This is a genomic window from Rhodoferax mekongensis (assembly GCF_032191775.1).
Lineage (GTDB): Bacteria > Pseudomonadota > Gammaproteobacteria > Burkholderiales > Burkholderiaceae_C > Allorhodoferax > Allorhodoferax mekongensis.
Window position 1 is genome coordinate 837,874 of sequence record NZ_CP132507.1, and the last position, 15,030, is coordinate 852,903.

Consider the following 15,030-nt stretch of genomic DNA (forward strand, 5'->3'; position numbering starts at 1 on the left):
GCGCATACAAATCGGGCGCCAAGGGCACTTTTGATGTGAAATTAAAAGTGCCTTTTTCTTTAGGGTTCTCCATGCCATTCAGGCTGCAGTGGCGGCTGGCGTGCCCAGTATCACCGTGCTGCGTATCTGGCCGGGCCCGCTGGCTTTGGCCAGCGCGAGTTGGGCGCTGACTTCTTGCAAAAAGCCGTCAACCTGTCCCGCCGCGGCATGGGTGCGTGTCACCAGCCCGATGCTTACGGTGATGTGTTGCATGGCGGTATGGCCCGGCTGCAGCTGGCCCAAATCGCGCACGCGCTGGGCCATGTCATTGGCCAGCTTGCGGACGTCTGCAGGCGAGGTGTCCGGCAGCAGGCATGCAAATTCTTCCCCGGCAAACCGGGCCACCAGGTCGGCCGGTCGTCGAAGCACACCTTTGAGTGCCACGGCGATGAGGCGCAGGCAATCATCACCAGCCTGATGCCCATAGCGCGCGTTGTAGGCGCTGAAATGATCCACATCCACCAGAATCAAGGAAAGCGGCAAGCCGCTGCGCGTGGAGCGCCCCCACTCTGATGCCAGCTGCTGGTCGAAATAGCGCCGGTTGAACACGCCTGACAGGCCGTCCAGAAGCACCAGCTTTTTGAGCATGTCGGCCTGGAACTTGAGTGTGAGGTGGGTATGCACTCTGGCGCGCACTACGGCAGGGTTGATGGGCTTGGCAATAAAGTCCACCGCCCCCAGGCTCAGGCCATGGGTTTCCTGTCCGGGGTCGGCGCGGGCTGTCACAAAAATCACCGGTATGGCGGCAGTCGCCGGGTTGGCCTTGAGCGCCTTGCACACTGAGAAGCCGTCCATCCCCGGCATCAGCACATCCAGCAGCACCAGGTCCGGCGGATCACTGCGACAAAGTGCCAGAGCCTGCTCGCCACTGGTGGCCATGTAGAGCTGGTAGTCGTCGCACAGGGTCTGCACCAGCAATTCCATGGGCAGGGGCTGGTCGTCTACTACCAGAACCTTGGGCTTGCCGTGGGTGCTGTCCAGCAGGGCAGCAGTGTGGGTGGCAGCGGCGTTCATGGTTTGGGCAGGCGGGTGAATGAAGACGAAAAGGGCACCATTCCATCATGGGTTGTCAGACAAGCCGCTTGGTACTTACCCGCCACTGCAAAAACATCTTGTGCCCTGCATGTAACCGGGATACATACAAGCATGTGAAAATAGGTAACTACCTCTAGGAGACAGACATATGCCGCGCCGCGCCACCAAAATTGTTGCCACCCTCGGACCCGCCTCCAGCGATGCCGCCATTCTGGAGCAGATGATCCGCGCCGGCGTGAACGTGGTTCGTCTGAATTTCAGCCACGGCAAAGCCCAGGACCACATCGATCGCGCCCGCTTGGTCCGTGAAGCAGCACAGCGTGCCGGCCGCGAAGTAGCCATCATGGCCGACTTGCAAGGCCCCAAGATCCGCGTCGGCAAGTTTGCTGAAGGCAAGGTGTTTCTGGAGCAGGGTCAGAAGTTTGTTCTGGATGCCGGCCGCACCGAACTGGGTGATATTGATGCCGTAGGCTTGGACTACAAGTCCCTCCCCCAGGAAGTGAAGGCCGGCGATGTTTTGTTACTCAATGACGGCTTGATCGTCATCACTGTGGACGCTGTGATCGGTGACCAGGTGCACACCACCGTCAAGCTCGGTGGCGAGTTGTCTAACAACAAGGGCATCAACAAGCAGGGTGGCGGATTGACCGCTCCCGCCCTGACCGGCAAGGACATGGAAGACATCCGCACTGCGATGAGTTTCCAGGCGGATTACGTGGCGGTGAGCTTCCCCAAAAACGCCACTGATATGGAAATGGCGCGCCAGTTGTGCAATGTTGCAGCTGCTGAATACAACCATAAGCCCGGCCTGATCGCAAAGATTGAACGCGCCGAGGCGATTCCAAAGCTGGAAGAAATTCTCCTCGCCTCCGACGGCATCATGGTCGCCCGTGGCGACCTCGCAGTGGAAGTGGGCAACGCTGCCGTGCCTGCGCTGCAAAAGCGCATGATCAAGCTGGCCCGCGAGCACGACAAAGTGGTGATTACCGCCACCCAGATGATGGAGTCCATGATCACCAATCCGGTGCCTACCCGCGCCGAGGTGAGCGACGTGGCGAACGCGGTGCTGGATGGCACGGATGCCGTCATGTTGTCCGCCGAAACTGCAGCCGGCAAGTACCCCCTGGAAACCGTGATTGAGATGGCCAAGATCTGTCTGGCTGCGGAAAGCAGCGAGATGGTCAAGCTGGATGCCGACTTCACCGGAAAGACTTTTACCCGCATTGACCAGTCGATTGCCATGGGCGCTTTGTTCACTGCTCACCACCTGGGTGCCAAAGCCATTGTGGCGATGACAGACAGCGGAAGCACCGCTTTGTGGATGAGCCGTCACCTGATCCACGTGCCGATTTATGCGCTGACCCCCAAGGTCAGCACCCAGCGCAAGATGACGCTGTATCGCAATGTGCGTCCCTTGTTGATGGGCACCAGCGCCGACCGCGACACCGCATTGATGGATGCCGAAAAGCACCTCAAGACCCGCAGCATTGTGCAAAAGGGTGACATCTATGCCATTACTTGTGGCGAACCCATGGGTGCTCCGGGTGGCACCAACATGCTCAAGATCTGCGCAGTCAGCTGATTGCAGCTTGGCAATCACAAAAAAGGGAGCTGTGGCTCCCTTTTTTGTGCCCGCGTGAGGCCTGATTAGGCGGGTTAACCCTTGGCGGTTAGAATCCGGCAACGGTACAAGTTACCAAGCGGTTACATGAATTGGCCGCTGCAGGTTATTAACTTCCTGGGGATAGAAAAATGGCACTCGTTTCCATGCGCGAGCTTTTGGACCACGCTGCAACGCATAACTATGCGATTCCAGCGTTCAACGTCAACAACCTGGAGCAGGTTCAGGCCATCATGGAGGCGGCCAAAGAAACCGGCGCTCCTGTGATCATGCAAGCCAGCGCCGGCGCCCGCAAATATGCCGGTGAGCACTTTCTCAAGCACCTGATTCAGGCCGCTGTGGAAAGCTACCCCACGATCCCCGTGGTCATGCACCAGGACCATGGCCAAAGCCCTGCCGTGTGCCAAGGCGCCATCGACCTGGGCTTCAGCTCCGTGATGATGGACGGCTCCTTGGAGGCTGACGGCAAGACGATCGCCAGTTACGAATACAACGTGGAAGTTACTCGTAAAGTTGTAGACCTCGCGCACAAACTGGGTGTCACCGTGGAGGGTGAACTCGGCTGCCTGGGCTCGCTGGAAACCATGCAAGGTGACAAAGAAGACGGCCACGGCACCGACGCCATCATGACCCGCGAGCAGTTGCTGACCGACCCGGAGCAAGCGGCCGACTTCGTTAAGCGCACCCAGCTTGACGCTTTGGCCATTGCCATCGGGACCAGCCATGGCGCCTACAAGTTCACCCGTAAGCCCACAGGTGACATCTTGGCCATCGATCGCATCAAGGAAATCCACGCCCGCATCCCCAACACCCATTTGGTGATGCACGGATCCAGCGCCGTGCCCCAAGAGCTACTGGCAGCCATTAATCAGTACGGCGGCAAGATGGCCCAGACGTGGGGCGTGCCGGTGGAAGAGGTGCAGCGTGCCATTCCCTTCGGTGTGCGCAAGGTCAACATCGACACCGACATCCGCATGGCCATGACCGCTGCTGTGCGCAAGTTCATGTTCGAGAACCCCGAAAAGTTCGATGCCCGCGAGTGGCTCAAGCCCGCCCGTGAGGCAGCCAAGCAGCTGTGCAAGCAGCGATACATCGAGTTCGGTTGCGAAGGTCGCGCCGCCAGCATCAAGGGCCATAGCCTGCAAGTCGTCGCTGGGCAATACGCGCGCGGTGAGTTGGCCCAGGTGGTGCAGGAATCTGCAGTCGCTGCCTGAAACGCGATGGTGCCGCTAAGCGGCCCGAACTTGCGATAATCCAAGGCTTCGCCTTCCATTCCGGGGCGAAGCCTTTTTACTTTTGTGGATGCCATGACTTCAGCTTTGCACACCTCCGCCTTGTCCCTTCCCTTGCTTGCCCGTGGCAAGGTGCGTGATAACTATGCGGTGGGTGAAGACCGCATCCTGATGGTGGCCAGCGACCGATTGAGCGCGTTTGACGTGATCATGGGGGAACCCATTCCCGGCAAGGGTGCGTTGCTGACGCAGATGGCTTTGTTCTGGTTTGAGAAGCTGGGCAAGAACGGTGCCGACGTGTGTCCTAATCACCTGACCGGCGAGGCGCCAGAGAGTGTGGTGACGCCTGCAGAAGCGGCGCAGGTCGCAGGCCGTTCCATGTTGGTTAAGCGCTTGAAACCCTTGCCTGTGGAGGCGGTGGTACGTGGCTACCTGGCCGGTAGCGGCTGGAAGGAATACCAAGAGAACAGCGCGGTATGCGGCGTGAAACTGCCTGCCGGCCTGCAAAACGCCAGCAAGTTGCCTGAGCCGATTTACACCCCTGCCGCCAAAGCTGCAGTCGGTGACCACGACGAGAACATCACTTTCGAAAAAACCGTGGAAATGATCGGTCTGGACCTCGCGACCCAGATCCGAGACATCAGCATCCGCATCTACAAGGTGGCCGCTGAGTTCGCCTTGACCAAAGGCATCATCATTGCCGACACCAAGTTCGAATTTGGTTTGGACAAAGACGGTACCCTGACCCTGATGGATGAAGTGCTGACACCGGACTCCAGCCGCTACTGGCCAGTGGAAAGTTACCAAGTCGGTACTAACCCGCCCAGCTACGACAAGCAGTTCGTGCGGGACTGGCTGGAGCAAGCGCTGGTGGACGGCAAGCCTTGGGATAAAACTCCACCCGCACCCCGCGTGCCTCGCGAGGTGATCGAGAAGACGGCCGACAAGTACCGCGAAGCCCTGCAGCGCTTGACGACCTGATCGCTGCTCAAGCCGCTACGACGGATACGCCTCTTTGGCTGATGTTCAAAGTCACATCGTCTTGGGGCGACCAGTGGCCTTGGGCATCCGAGGCCACGACGAAGATGGGCCCTAAAGCGGTCTCTACCGTCAACTCCTGAAAGCTACCCAAGTAGGCCGCTTTGCTTACGGTGCCTTGCAGGCCCGCGCTGTGTCCGGGGTGGACGGACCATGCTTCGGGGCGAATCGCCACTTTCACCGGGCCTGCGTTCAAGCGGCGCGGTGTTGAGAGCGTCAAGGGGCCCAATTCCACAGAGCCATTCTCCAGACATTGGCCATTGAGCAATACTGCTTCGCCCATGAAGCCCGCAACAAATTCAGTTTGCGGGTTCTCGTAAAGTTCGCGTGGGCTTCCGGCCTGTGCAATCTGCCCTCCGTTCATCACAATGATCTGGTCGCTCACGGCCAAGGCTTCGCTCTGGTCATGGGTCACATACGCCACCGTCAGTTTCAGTCGCTGTTGCAGGGCCCGGATTTCTTCGCGCATGGACCGGCGCAAGCGTGCGTCCAGGTTGGACAGCGGCTCATCAAACAAGAGCACAGAGGGCTCCAGCACCAGCGCGCGTGCCAAAGCCACGCGTTGCTGTTGCCCGCCTGACAACTCTGCGGGGTAGCGGCTCTCGTACCCTCCCAGGCCCACGATAGCCATGGATGAACGGGCACGTTCGCTCACCTCCTGTTTGGGTACGCCGCTCACGTTCAGTCCGTAGGACACGTTCTCCAGCACTGACATGTGGGGGAACAAGGCATAGCTTTGAAAAACCATGCTTACGTTGCGCTCCGCCGGACCCAGGTGGGTGACATCGCGGCCGTCAATGAAAATTTGGCCGCTGGAGGGCGACTCCAGCCCGGCGATCATGCGCAGGGTGGTGGTCTTGCCACAGCCGGATGGTCCGAGGATGGTGGTCAGCGTCCCTTTGGGAACATGAAAGTCAATCGCGTTGACTACCAAAGGGCTGTGGGCGCCGCCGTAGCGCTTGGAGACCTGACGGAAAGAAATGCCTGTGTTGTTCATGGAAGTCGTCATCCGTAAGTATTTCAATGGGCAGTCGCAGCGTTGCGGCGGCCGAGTTTGCGTTCACCCACTAGGGCTTGGACCAAGAGGGTGCTGCAGGACATGAGCAGGATCAGCACCGTGCAATACGCCAACGCCACACCGTAGTCACCATTGCCTACGCGGCCGATGATGTAAGTGGTGGACAGCTCGTACTGCGCCGTCACCAGGAAGATCACGGCAGACACGGTGGTGATGGAGCGTACAAACGAATACACCAGTGCTGCTACCAGCGCCGATTTGATGAGGGGCAATACCACCAGGCGCAAGGTGGTGAGCGTGTTGGCGCGCAGCATCAGAGACGCTTCGTCCAGTGAGCGATCCAATTGCTTGAAGGCGGCAGTCCCTGCACGCACCCCGACCGGCAGGTTGCGGAACACAAAGCACAAAACAATGATCAGCCCGGTACCCGTCAGCTCTACAGGCGGTACGTTGAATGCCAGGATGTAGCTGACACCAAGCACCGTGCCCGGAACTGCAAAGGTCAAGAGTGCAGAGAATTCGAAGCTGGCCTTGCCCCGGAACTCCGCACGCGCCAGCAACCAGGCAATCAGCAGGCCCAGGCCCGCGCACAAAGGGGCCGCCATGGCTGCCAGCGACACGGTGGTGAACAGCGAGTTCCAGGCAGTACCTGCCCAAACCACACCGTACTCCCCCCATTGCACATCAAAGGCCGTGCGGAAGTGATTCAGCGTGAGCGTGTAGTCACGCCCCCAAGTCTGGACGAAACCACCAGCGAAGGCAAAGAGGTACACCACCAGCGTGAACACCAGCCATGGCCCCGCCACACCCAGGCATAGCTTGCGGATACCTGCGGGGAGGGGCATGGGCAAACCGGCATCGCCCTTGCCGGCAACCGTGGTGAAACTGCCTTTGCCCAGCACCCTGCGCTGGATGAAGAAGACTGCAAGGGCAAACACCGTCAGGATCAGCGACAAGGCCGCGGCCATTCCCGGGTCCAGGGACGCTCCCACGATGGCAAAAAAGATTTCTGTCGACAGCACGGCGAACTGTCCGCCCACCACGATCGGGTTCCCGAAGTCCGCCATGCTCTCGATAAATCCCACCAAAAATGCATTGGCCAAGCCCGGCTTGAGCAATGGCAGGGTGACGGTCCAAAAAGTCTGCATGCGGCTGGCGCGCAGGGTCTGGGAGGCTTCCTCCATGGAAGGGCTCACGCCTTGAACCACACCGCGCATGATCATGAAAGCAATTGGGGTGAAGGCGAACAACTGCGCCAGCCAGACACCAAAGAAACCATAAAACCAGCGCGTAGGCTCAATGCCAAAAGCCCACTCCAGATATTGATTGAAGAGCCCGGCACGCCCAAATAGCAAAATCAGCCCCAAGCCCACCACAAACGGCGGTGTGATGATGGGCAACATGGCCAGAATGTTGAGCGGTTTGGCTAATGCTTTTGCTTCCCGCTCTGCCCAGAGTGCGATCAAGGTGCCCAGGAATGTGGTCCCGGCGGCTGTGAGCAGTGCGAGACCCAGAGTGTTCCACGCCACACCGCAACGGCCTTGGCCACTGATACATCCGAGGCCCCAGATGCGGGCAGTGCCGATCCGGTCCCACAGGGCGCTGATGGAGAATAGTCCCTCGTCATTGAGCACGCTGCCCATCAAGGACTTGAGAACCGGGTACACCACAAACAGCGCCAGCAAGGCGGTACAACACAACACGGCACCGGCTACGAAGGCGTCACCCTTGAATCCTCCTAGACGTGCTACGCCGATGGAGAGCAGTGCCAGCAGGCTCACTATCAACACCATGGCGCCCCACCCCATGCCCGGCTGGGTGTAGTCCGTGGCGCCTGCCAATGCAGTGAGCCAATCCCAAGTCCACCCCACAATGCCGATGGCAAATCCGCTGAAGACCAGCCCTGCCAGACCCAGGCCGGCGCCACTGCACAACAACAGACCCTGGCGGCGCGGTGTATGGGTGAATACAGCGGAGGCTGCCAGTAGTAGTCCCGCCATGCCCACCCCCAGCCAGGGGCGGGCATGGCTGCTCATTTGAGTCCAGCCGTTGGCACTGGCAGCGGCGCCCCACAGGCCGGGCAGGGCCTCCAAGAGGCTCCCTCGTTGAAGAAAATACCAGGGCAGCAGCACAAAGGCCGCAGCGCCAAGGGCGGCCCAAAGGGCAATGACGCGGCGGGTTCGCCACGGGTGAAAAGTGTTCATGTCATCCAGCGTGAGGCAGGGCCCGGCCTGCTGCACAACGCAGCGGCGGGCGGGTTAGCAGGGAATGCGGGATTAGCGGGACTGGCCGTTCACATCGCGTTCCCAGCGCTGAATCAGGCGCTTGCGCTCTGCGGACTGGCCGTACTTGGCATAGTCGTAGTCGATCATCTTGATCTTGCGGAAGTCCGGCACGCGCGGGTCCACCTTGGTTTCGCGGTTGGAGGGCAGCTGGAACTGCAGCGTGGCAGCGCCCAGCGCCTGTGCGCCCGGCGTTAAAGCCCAGTCATAAAACTTCTTCGCTGCTTCCAGGTTGCGCGCACCGCGCACGATGGACATCGAGCCGATCTCTGCACCTGTGCCATCGGACGGTGTGATGGTCTCCAGGGGGAAGCCTTGGGCTTTTTCACCGGGGCCGTCGTGCACAAAGCTGATGGAAATTGCGGCTTCACCACGTGCCACGGCCTTGATGGGGCCTACGCCGGAACGTTGGTAGGTGGCAATGTTTTTGTGCAGCTTGGCCAGATAGTCAAATGCCTTGTCTTCTCCCATCAGCTGTACCAGCGTGGCAATCATGGTGTAGGCCGTCCCGCTGGAGGACGGATTGGCGGATTGGATTTCGCCTTTGTACTCAGGCTTGATCAGGTCAGCCCACGTCTTCGGGATGGGCAGCTTCTTATTGGCCATCAGCTCGGTGTTGTATCCAAAACCCAAAGGCCCGGAGTAAATGCCTACCGTCTTGTAGCCGGACTGTGCAGCCTGCTTTTGCGCCCAGTCGTACAACTTCGGCAGCAGGGGCGACTTGTATTCCTGAGTCAGGTTTTGTTCGGCAGCCACCAGGTGCGGGTCCCCGGTGCCCCCGAAAAAGATGTCTGTCTTGGGATTTGCTTTTTCGGCCATGAGTTGGGCGACGGCTTCACCTGAGCCCTTGAGCGTCATGTTGACCTTGATACCCTGGCTTTTCTCGAAGGTGATGGCAATCATGCTGCACCACGGCGCTTGGCCCGAGCAGATGATGTTGACCTCGTTGCCGGATTGGGCATAAGCGCTGGCTTGAGAGAGCGCGATACATGCAGCAGCGATCAGGTGGGTTTTCTTCATGAAAGTCTCCTTTAGTGTTGGACCGGGGGTTCGGATGCGTTGGAAAAAACGGAGGGCAACAGCACGCTGACCCCCTGTGCTGACAAAAACAAGCTGACCGGGGCGCCGCAGGCATAGGCCGCGCCTGGTGACGGAATGAGCACCAATATCTCGCCCAAGGTGGTGTGCACCCAGACCTCCGTAGAGGGGCCTAGAAAGGCGCTCCGTAAAACCTTGCCCGGTAATCCGGCCGAACTGGCCGGTGCGATACGCCAGGCGTGCGGACGCACAACGATACGCACTGCGCCACGGCGCAGTCCGGGGTCAGGACCTATCTGCAAGGGGCCCAGATGTACAACGCCCCGGGCGTCCACCTCGGCGTCAAATGTGACAGCGTCACCCATGAAGGCAGCAACGAACTCTGACAGGGGACGTTCATAAAGATCCCGCGGTGAGCCGATTTGCGCAATCCTGCCCTCTTGCATGACGACGACGCGGTCACTGACCGACATGGCTTCTGCATGGTCGTGGGTGACATACAGCACTGTCAGATCCAACCTCTGTTGCAGGGAGCGGATGTCTTCACGGATATGGCGTCGCAAGTTGCTGTCGAGGTTGGAGAGAGGCTCATCCAGCAACAAGATACGGGGCTGCAATGCGAGTGCACGAGCCAATGCGGTGCGTTGTTGCTGACCGCCGGACAACTCATGCGGCATGCGATCTTCCAAGCCTTGCAGACCGACCAGCACCAGGGCCTGGGCACAACGCTCGCGTTGGCTCGCCGCAGACAGGCCTTGCATGCGCAAGCCATAGCAGACGTTTTCTTCCACGCTCTGGTAGGGAAACAGGGCGTAGCTCTGAAACACCAGACTGAGGTCCCGTTGTTCGGCGCTCTTGGAAGTGACGTCTTCCCCGTGAAAAATCAGCTGCCCCTCGTCGGGTGTGTCCAATCCGGCTACCAAGCGCAGCAGCGTGGTTTTGCCGCATCCGGAGGGGCCAAGCAGAGTCGTCAACCGGCGATCCGGGATATGCACATCCACCCCGTGCAGCGCCTTGTAGCCATTGGCATAGGACTTGGTCACCCCGCGGATTTCCAGACCGGGCCTCATGCCGGCATCCTCAATGTGGCATCCGACAGGGACGCATGCGGCATCGATAAGGCTGGTACTGCCGAGTCTTGCGCCATGGCATGCGCAGGCCGGGGCCAGCGGACGACGGCGTCAACGCCCACTACCGCGCCTTGTTGGATTCGGTTGTAGAGGTCTAGCGTCGCGTGCATGGACACAGCGATTTGCTTGCAGATCGACAGGCCCAAGCCCACTCCGGTGCCTCCGCTGGCGGATTCGAAGGGCTGGAACAGACGCTCCCGGACTGCCTCGTCCAACCCTCCTGCGTTGTCCCAGACCAGAAGCTCCAGTTCGTCTGGCAGATGGCGGATGACCACGCCCAGACTGGCTCCGGTGGCGGACTGGCGGATCGCATTGGTTAACAGATTGCGTAGCATTTCACCGACCAGCCAGCTGTCGCTCATGAGCCGTACGGGTTCGGCGTCCAAGGACACTTCCAGCTGCTTGCGGGCGATCAAGGGTGCAAATTCCACCAGAACTTCGCTGGCAAGGTGGTGCAACTCCACCAAGCACCACTGGGCATGCCGGACCTTTTGCTCCACCTTTGCCTGCGACAGCAATTGATTCGCCAGATGGCTTGCGCGATCCAGCGTACGCAGCATTTTGGGCAGGGTGTCAGAGGCCGGAAGCTCCCCGGACGTGACACCTTGCACTTGGGTTTTCAGCACCGCCAATGGTGTGCGCAACTGGTGAGAGGCTTCCGCAATGAAGCGCTGCTGTTGCTCCAAGGCATCCCGTTGTTGTTGCCATTGCACATTCAGGGCGCGCACGATGGGTTCCAGCTCTACGGCCGGTGTATGGCCCAAGGGCGTTGTTTCCTGGGGTTGTCGGCTGGCAACGGTAGTCGTGAGCTCTTGTACCGGCCGCAGGCACTGCCCCGCCAACCACCACAGGGTTGGTGCACCCGCCAGTGCCATGCACACAGCAAGCCACGGTGTCATGGATCCGATGGCGCCGAGCGCTCCCCCCAGTCCGGTGCAGATCACGAACATCAGCAATAACTGCTTCCGCATGGACTGGGCGGCTTTGCCCTTGGTCTGGGTCATGCCGGATCCTTGCTGTCGTGGCCCAGTTCGTCCACCAGAAGGTAGCCGATACCGCGCATCGTCAACAAGGCGGCACCACTGCCCGCCAAGCGCTTGCGCAAACGGTGCGCAAGCAGGTCGATGGCATCGCTTTGATGGCTGGCATCGTCACCGAAGATGGCCTGATACAAGTCATCTTTGGATACAGGGCGGCCCGGCTTGGTGATCAAGACGCGCAACATCGCGCTTTCCCGAGGGGCAATGTCCAAAGGGCGCCCAGATCGCAAGAACAGTCCCTGGTTCATGTCGAGCTGCAAGTGCCCGCAACGGAAGTCTTCGATGCCCTGGTTACGCCGCATCAGGGCACGCAGGCGAGCCACCAGTTCCTCGGTGTCGAAAGGTTTGGTCAGGTAGTCATCGGCGCCTAGGGTCAGTCCGGTGACCCGCTCGCCGATGGAGGCGCGGGCCGTGACTACCAGCACCGGCAGGCGCAATCCAAGGTCGCGCATGCGTTGCAGTACGTCCAGACCGTCCAGCCCCGGCAGGCTCAGGTCCAAGATTACCGCGTCGAAGTTGCGTTTGCGCATCCATGCCAGCGCTTCATGCCCGTCGGCACAGCACACCGGCTTGAACCCGCGCGATGCGAGCACACGCCCCAATGCGTCCACCAGATCCAGATCGTCTTCAACCAACAACACATCCATGCCGGTATCGTGCTGTCAGGGGGCTAGCTTCGCAATGGGGTTAGCGCGCAGGTTGAATGAAAGAAACTTGAAATGTGGCAGGCTTCCACTGAAGCGGCCATCGGCACTGAAACAAAAAAACCGCCATCTGGCGGTTTGTGGGGGGCAAGCGCAGTGTTAGTTCAGTGCCATGCTCAGCTTGCGGCGGTAACTGGCCACCAGCTGCGCCTGCGGGTCTTGCTCGGCCACCACTTTGCCTAGCACCTCGATGCCACCGGCGGGTTTGCCAGCCGTTGCAGGATCAGCCTTGGGCTTGGGCGGGGTGAGCAGTTCGAGGATCGCCACAAAGGTTTTGCGGGGCACCTCGTTGTTCCAAGCCTTGTCACGCATGATGATTTCCAGCAGCTCGTCCATGGAGCCGGTCCAGTCGCCCCCCACCATGAGCACGCGGGCTTTGGCCAAACGGGTGTCAAAGTCCCGCTTGTTGGTGGCAATCACTTCGTCAAACTGCGCAGGGGTCCACAGGCCTTTGTCGTCGGTCAGCACGAACTTGATGGCATCCAAAAACTGGGCCAGTGCTTCGAAGCGCTGCTGCTTGGGGATGTAGGCCAGCGTCGGGGCCAAAGCGGCCTCGGCGTCTTCGATCATGTCGTTCTCGATCAGCAGCTTGACGTAGTCGTAGCGTGCGTCATCGTTGCCGGGGTTCAGGGTCAGCGCTTCATGCAGCTTTTGCAGGGCCGCGCGTGGGTCACCTGCTTGGGCCAAAGATTGGGCATCTTCCACATCGGCTTCTGCTTCCAGTACTTCTTCGGAGGGCACGTGCTTGTCCAGAAACTCCTTGAGCTTGCTCTCGGGCACTGCGCCCATGAAACCATCGGCGGGCTTGCCGTTGATCATCAACACGCAGGTCGGAATGCTGCGGATGCCGAAGGCCTGCGCGAGCTGTTGCTCCTGGTCAGAGTCAATTTTCACCAGCTTGAAGCGGCCGTCGTAGTCGGCTTCCACCTTTTCCAGCAGCGGTCCGAGTGTTTTGCAAGGCCCACACCAAGGCGCCCAGAAATCGACCAGAACGGGCACCTGGTGGGAGGCGGCGATGACTTCGGTTTCGAAGTTTTCTAGGGTGACGTCGATCATGGGAAGGGTGCTCGGGGTGAAAAAGTAAAATTCAACAATGAAATCAATTCAAATCGGCGTCGTCATGGGTTCCAACTCGGATTGGGACACCATGCAACACGCAGTCCAGATTCTCCAACAGTTTGGTATCGGCTTCGAGGCGCGCGTCATTTCCGCCCACCGCATGCCGGACGACATGTTCCGCTACGCTGAGGCCGCCGCAGGCCGCGGCCTGAAAGCCATCATCGCCGGCGCCGGCGGTGCTGCCCACCTGCCGGGCATGCTGGCGGCCAAAACCACGGTGCCCGTGCTGGGTGTGCCGGTGCAGAGCAAGGCGCTCTCGGGGGTCGACTCCTTGCACAGCATCGTGCAAATGCCCAAGGGCATTCCGGTCGCGACCTTTGCCATCGGCAACGCCGGTGCGGCGAACGCGGCCTTGTTTGCGGTGGCGCTCCTGGCCAACGAAAACCCCGACCTGCGCATGGAGCTGGACGCCTACCGCGTCGACCAGACCCAGACCGCCCGCAACATGACCCTGCCGGTGACCGGCAGCGACGCCTGATGGACGCACTGGCAGTGGGTGGTTCCGAAATGACGCTGGGTGGACCCAAGGAATTGACACTGGGCGGTTCACAGGAAATGACGCTGGGCGTCATGGGTGGCGGCCAGCTGGGTCGCATGTTTGCCCATGCTGCGCAACAAATGGGGTTTTTCACTGCGGTGCTGGACCCGGATGCGACCAGCCCGGCAGGCCGCATCAGCCACCACCATGTGCAAACGGCTTACACCGATGCAGAGGGGCTGGCGCGATTGGCCGCCGTGTCTGCCGCCATCACCACCGAATTTGAGAATGTTCCGGCAGAGGCCCTGAACCAGCTGGCACAAAGCCGGCCCGTGGCGCCCAGCGGGGCCGCGGTTGCCATCGCTCAAGATCGGGCGGCGGAAAAAGCGCACTTTGTGCAATGCGGCGTGCCATGCGCGCCCTACGCGGTGATTGAAACAGCCGAGCAGTTGGCCGCCATTGACGCCAACTTGCTCCCCGGAATTCTGAAAACCGCCCGCATGGGCTACGACGGCAAAGGCCAGGTTCGCGTGAAGACGCCTGCCGAGCTGGCCGCCGCGTGGGCCGACCTGAAACAGGTGCCCTGCGTGCTGGAAAAGATGCTGCCCCTGCAGTGGGAGTGCAGCGTCATCGTGGCGCGCGGTGCCGAGGGCGCCTGCGTGAACCTGCCGGTGCAGCGCAATCTGCACCGCGACGGCATTCTGGCGGTGACCGAGGTTTATGAAGGAAATGTGCCTCCAGCGCTCGCCGAACGTGCGGTGGCTGCTGCGAAATCGATAGCAAGCGGCGTGAACTACGTCGGTGTGCTGTGCGTGGAATTCTTCGTGCTGGAAGAATCCCACCCCGCCGCCGCAGGCTTGGGTGGCTTGGTGGTCAACGAGATGGCGCCACGCCCCCACAACAGCGGCCACTACAGCATGGACGCCTGCGATGTGTCGCAGTTCCATCTGCAGGTGCGCACGCTGGCGGGCTTGCCCTTGGTGCAACCGCGTCAGCACAGCCCGTCCATCATGCTCAATCTGTTGGGCGACATTTGGCCCCAAGATGGTCGTAACGGCGGTGTGCCTGATTGGGCGTCCGTGCTGGCTTTGCCCGGCACCCATTTGCACCTGTACGGCAAGCTGGACGCAAAGAAGGGCCGCAAGATGGGCCACCTCAACGTCACGGGCGCAACCATTGAGCAGGTCCGAGCTACCGCTCTGGAAGCGGCGCGCATCCTCGGCATTGCCGCGTTCTGAATGCCTGTCAGCGAGTCG

13 protein-coding genes are annotated in these 15,030 nt (G+C 60.4%); 5 read left to right on the forward strand and 8 right to left on the reverse strand.

Annotated elements, in window-relative coordinates:
- Positions 1-78: 78 nt before the first annotated feature.
- The gene (locus RAN89_RS04065) at positions 79-1,053 is read right to left on the reverse strand and encodes a diguanylate cyclase (RefSeq protein ID WP_313868372.1); all 975 of its coding nucleotides are present in this window, start codon (positions 1,051-1,053) and stop codon (positions 79-81) included.
- A gap of 169 nt (positions 1,054-1,222) precedes the next feature.
- Here RAN89_RS04065 and pyk point away from each other — a divergent pair, with 169 nt between their 5' ends.
- The 3 genes from pyk to RAN89_RS04080 all read left to right on the forward strand — a co-directional run bounded on the left by pyk (position 1,223) and on the right by RAN89_RS04080 (position 4,908).
- A complete protein-coding gene (pyk, locus tag RAN89_RS04070) occupies positions 1,223-2,656 on the forward strand; it encodes a pyruvate kinase (protein ID WP_087495966.1) in 1,434 nt (477 codons plus the stop codon).
- Positions 2,657-2,826: 170 nt separating this feature from the next.
- Complete coding sequence (gene fba, locus RAN89_RS04075; protein WP_313868373.1) at positions 2,827-3,909, forward strand: class II fructose-bisphosphate aldolase; 1,083 nt, start codon at positions 2,827-2,829, stop codon at positions 3,907-3,909.
- 93 nt (positions 3,910-4,002) lie between these two features.
- Complete coding sequence (locus RAN89_RS04080; RefSeq protein WP_313868374.1) at positions 4,003-4,908, forward strand: phosphoribosylaminoimidazolesuccinocarboxamide synthase; 906 nt, start codon at positions 4,003-4,005, stop codon at positions 4,906-4,908.
- A 7-nt stretch (positions 4,909-4,915) separates the two neighbouring features.
- Here the strand turns inward: RAN89_RS04080 and RAN89_RS04085 are convergent, their stop codons facing one another.
- The 7 genes from RAN89_RS04085 to trxA all read right to left on the reverse strand — a co-directional run bounded on the left by RAN89_RS04085 (position 4,916) and on the right by trxA (position 13,233).
- The gene (locus RAN89_RS04085; RefSeq protein WP_313868375.1) at positions 4,916-5,962 is read right to left on the reverse strand and encodes an ABC transporter ATP-binding protein; all 1,047 of its coding nucleotides are present in this window, start codon (positions 5,960-5,962) and stop codon (positions 4,916-4,918) included.
- A 23-nt stretch (positions 5,963-5,985) separates the two neighbouring features.
- A complete protein-coding gene (locus tag RAN89_RS04090; protein ID WP_313868376.1) occupies positions 5,986-8,187 on the reverse strand; it encodes an ABC transporter permease in 2,202 nt (733 codons plus the stop codon).
- A 72-nt stretch (positions 8,188-8,259) separates the two neighbouring features.
- Entirely contained in the window at positions 8,260-9,285 is a 1,026-nt protein-coding gene (locus RAN89_RS04095; protein ID WP_313868377.1) for an ABC transporter substrate-binding protein, read from the reverse strand.
- A gap of 11 nt (positions 9,286-9,296) precedes the next feature.
- Complete coding sequence (locus RAN89_RS04100; RefSeq protein ID WP_313868378.1) at positions 9,297-10,373, reverse strand: ABC transporter ATP-binding protein; 1,077 nt, start codon at positions 10,371-10,373, stop codon at positions 9,297-9,299.
- Positions 10,370-11,437, reverse strand: coding sequence for a sensor histidine kinase (locus RAN89_RS04105; RefSeq protein ID WP_313868379.1), 1,068 nt, complete (start codon positions 11,435-11,437; stop codon positions 10,370-10,372). Before RAN89_RS04105 ends, RAN89_RS04100 begins: the two co-directional genes overlap by 4 nt.
- A complete protein-coding gene (locus RAN89_RS04110; protein ID WP_313868380.1) occupies positions 11,434-12,120 on the reverse strand; it encodes a response regulator in 687 nt (228 codons plus the stop codon). Before RAN89_RS04110 ends, RAN89_RS04105 begins: the two co-directional genes overlap by 4 nt.
- Before the next feature lie 156 nt (positions 12,121-12,276).
- Positions 12,277-13,233, reverse strand: coding sequence for a thioredoxin (trxA, locus tag RAN89_RS04115; RefSeq protein ID WP_313868381.1), 957 nt, complete (start codon positions 13,231-13,233; stop codon positions 12,277-12,279).
- 37 nt (positions 13,234-13,270) lie between these two features.
- Between trxA and purE the strand changes: the two genes are divergently transcribed.
- Together purE and RAN89_RS04125 are read left to right on the forward strand one after the other, a co-directional pair.
- Positions 13,271-13,774, forward strand: a complete 504-nt coding sequence (purE, locus tag RAN89_RS04120) for a 5-(carboxyamino)imidazole ribonucleotide mutase (protein WP_138512731.1) — start codon at positions 13,271-13,273, stop codon at positions 13,772-13,774.
- 29 nt (positions 13,775-13,803) lie between these two features.
- The gene (locus tag RAN89_RS04125) at positions 13,804-15,012 is read left to right on the forward strand and encodes a 5-(carboxyamino)imidazole ribonucleotide synthase (RefSeq protein ID WP_313869338.1); all 1,209 of its coding nucleotides are present in this window, start codon (positions 13,804-13,806) and stop codon (positions 15,010-15,012) included.
- The last annotated feature ends 18 nt before the right edge of the window (positions 15,013-15,030 follow it).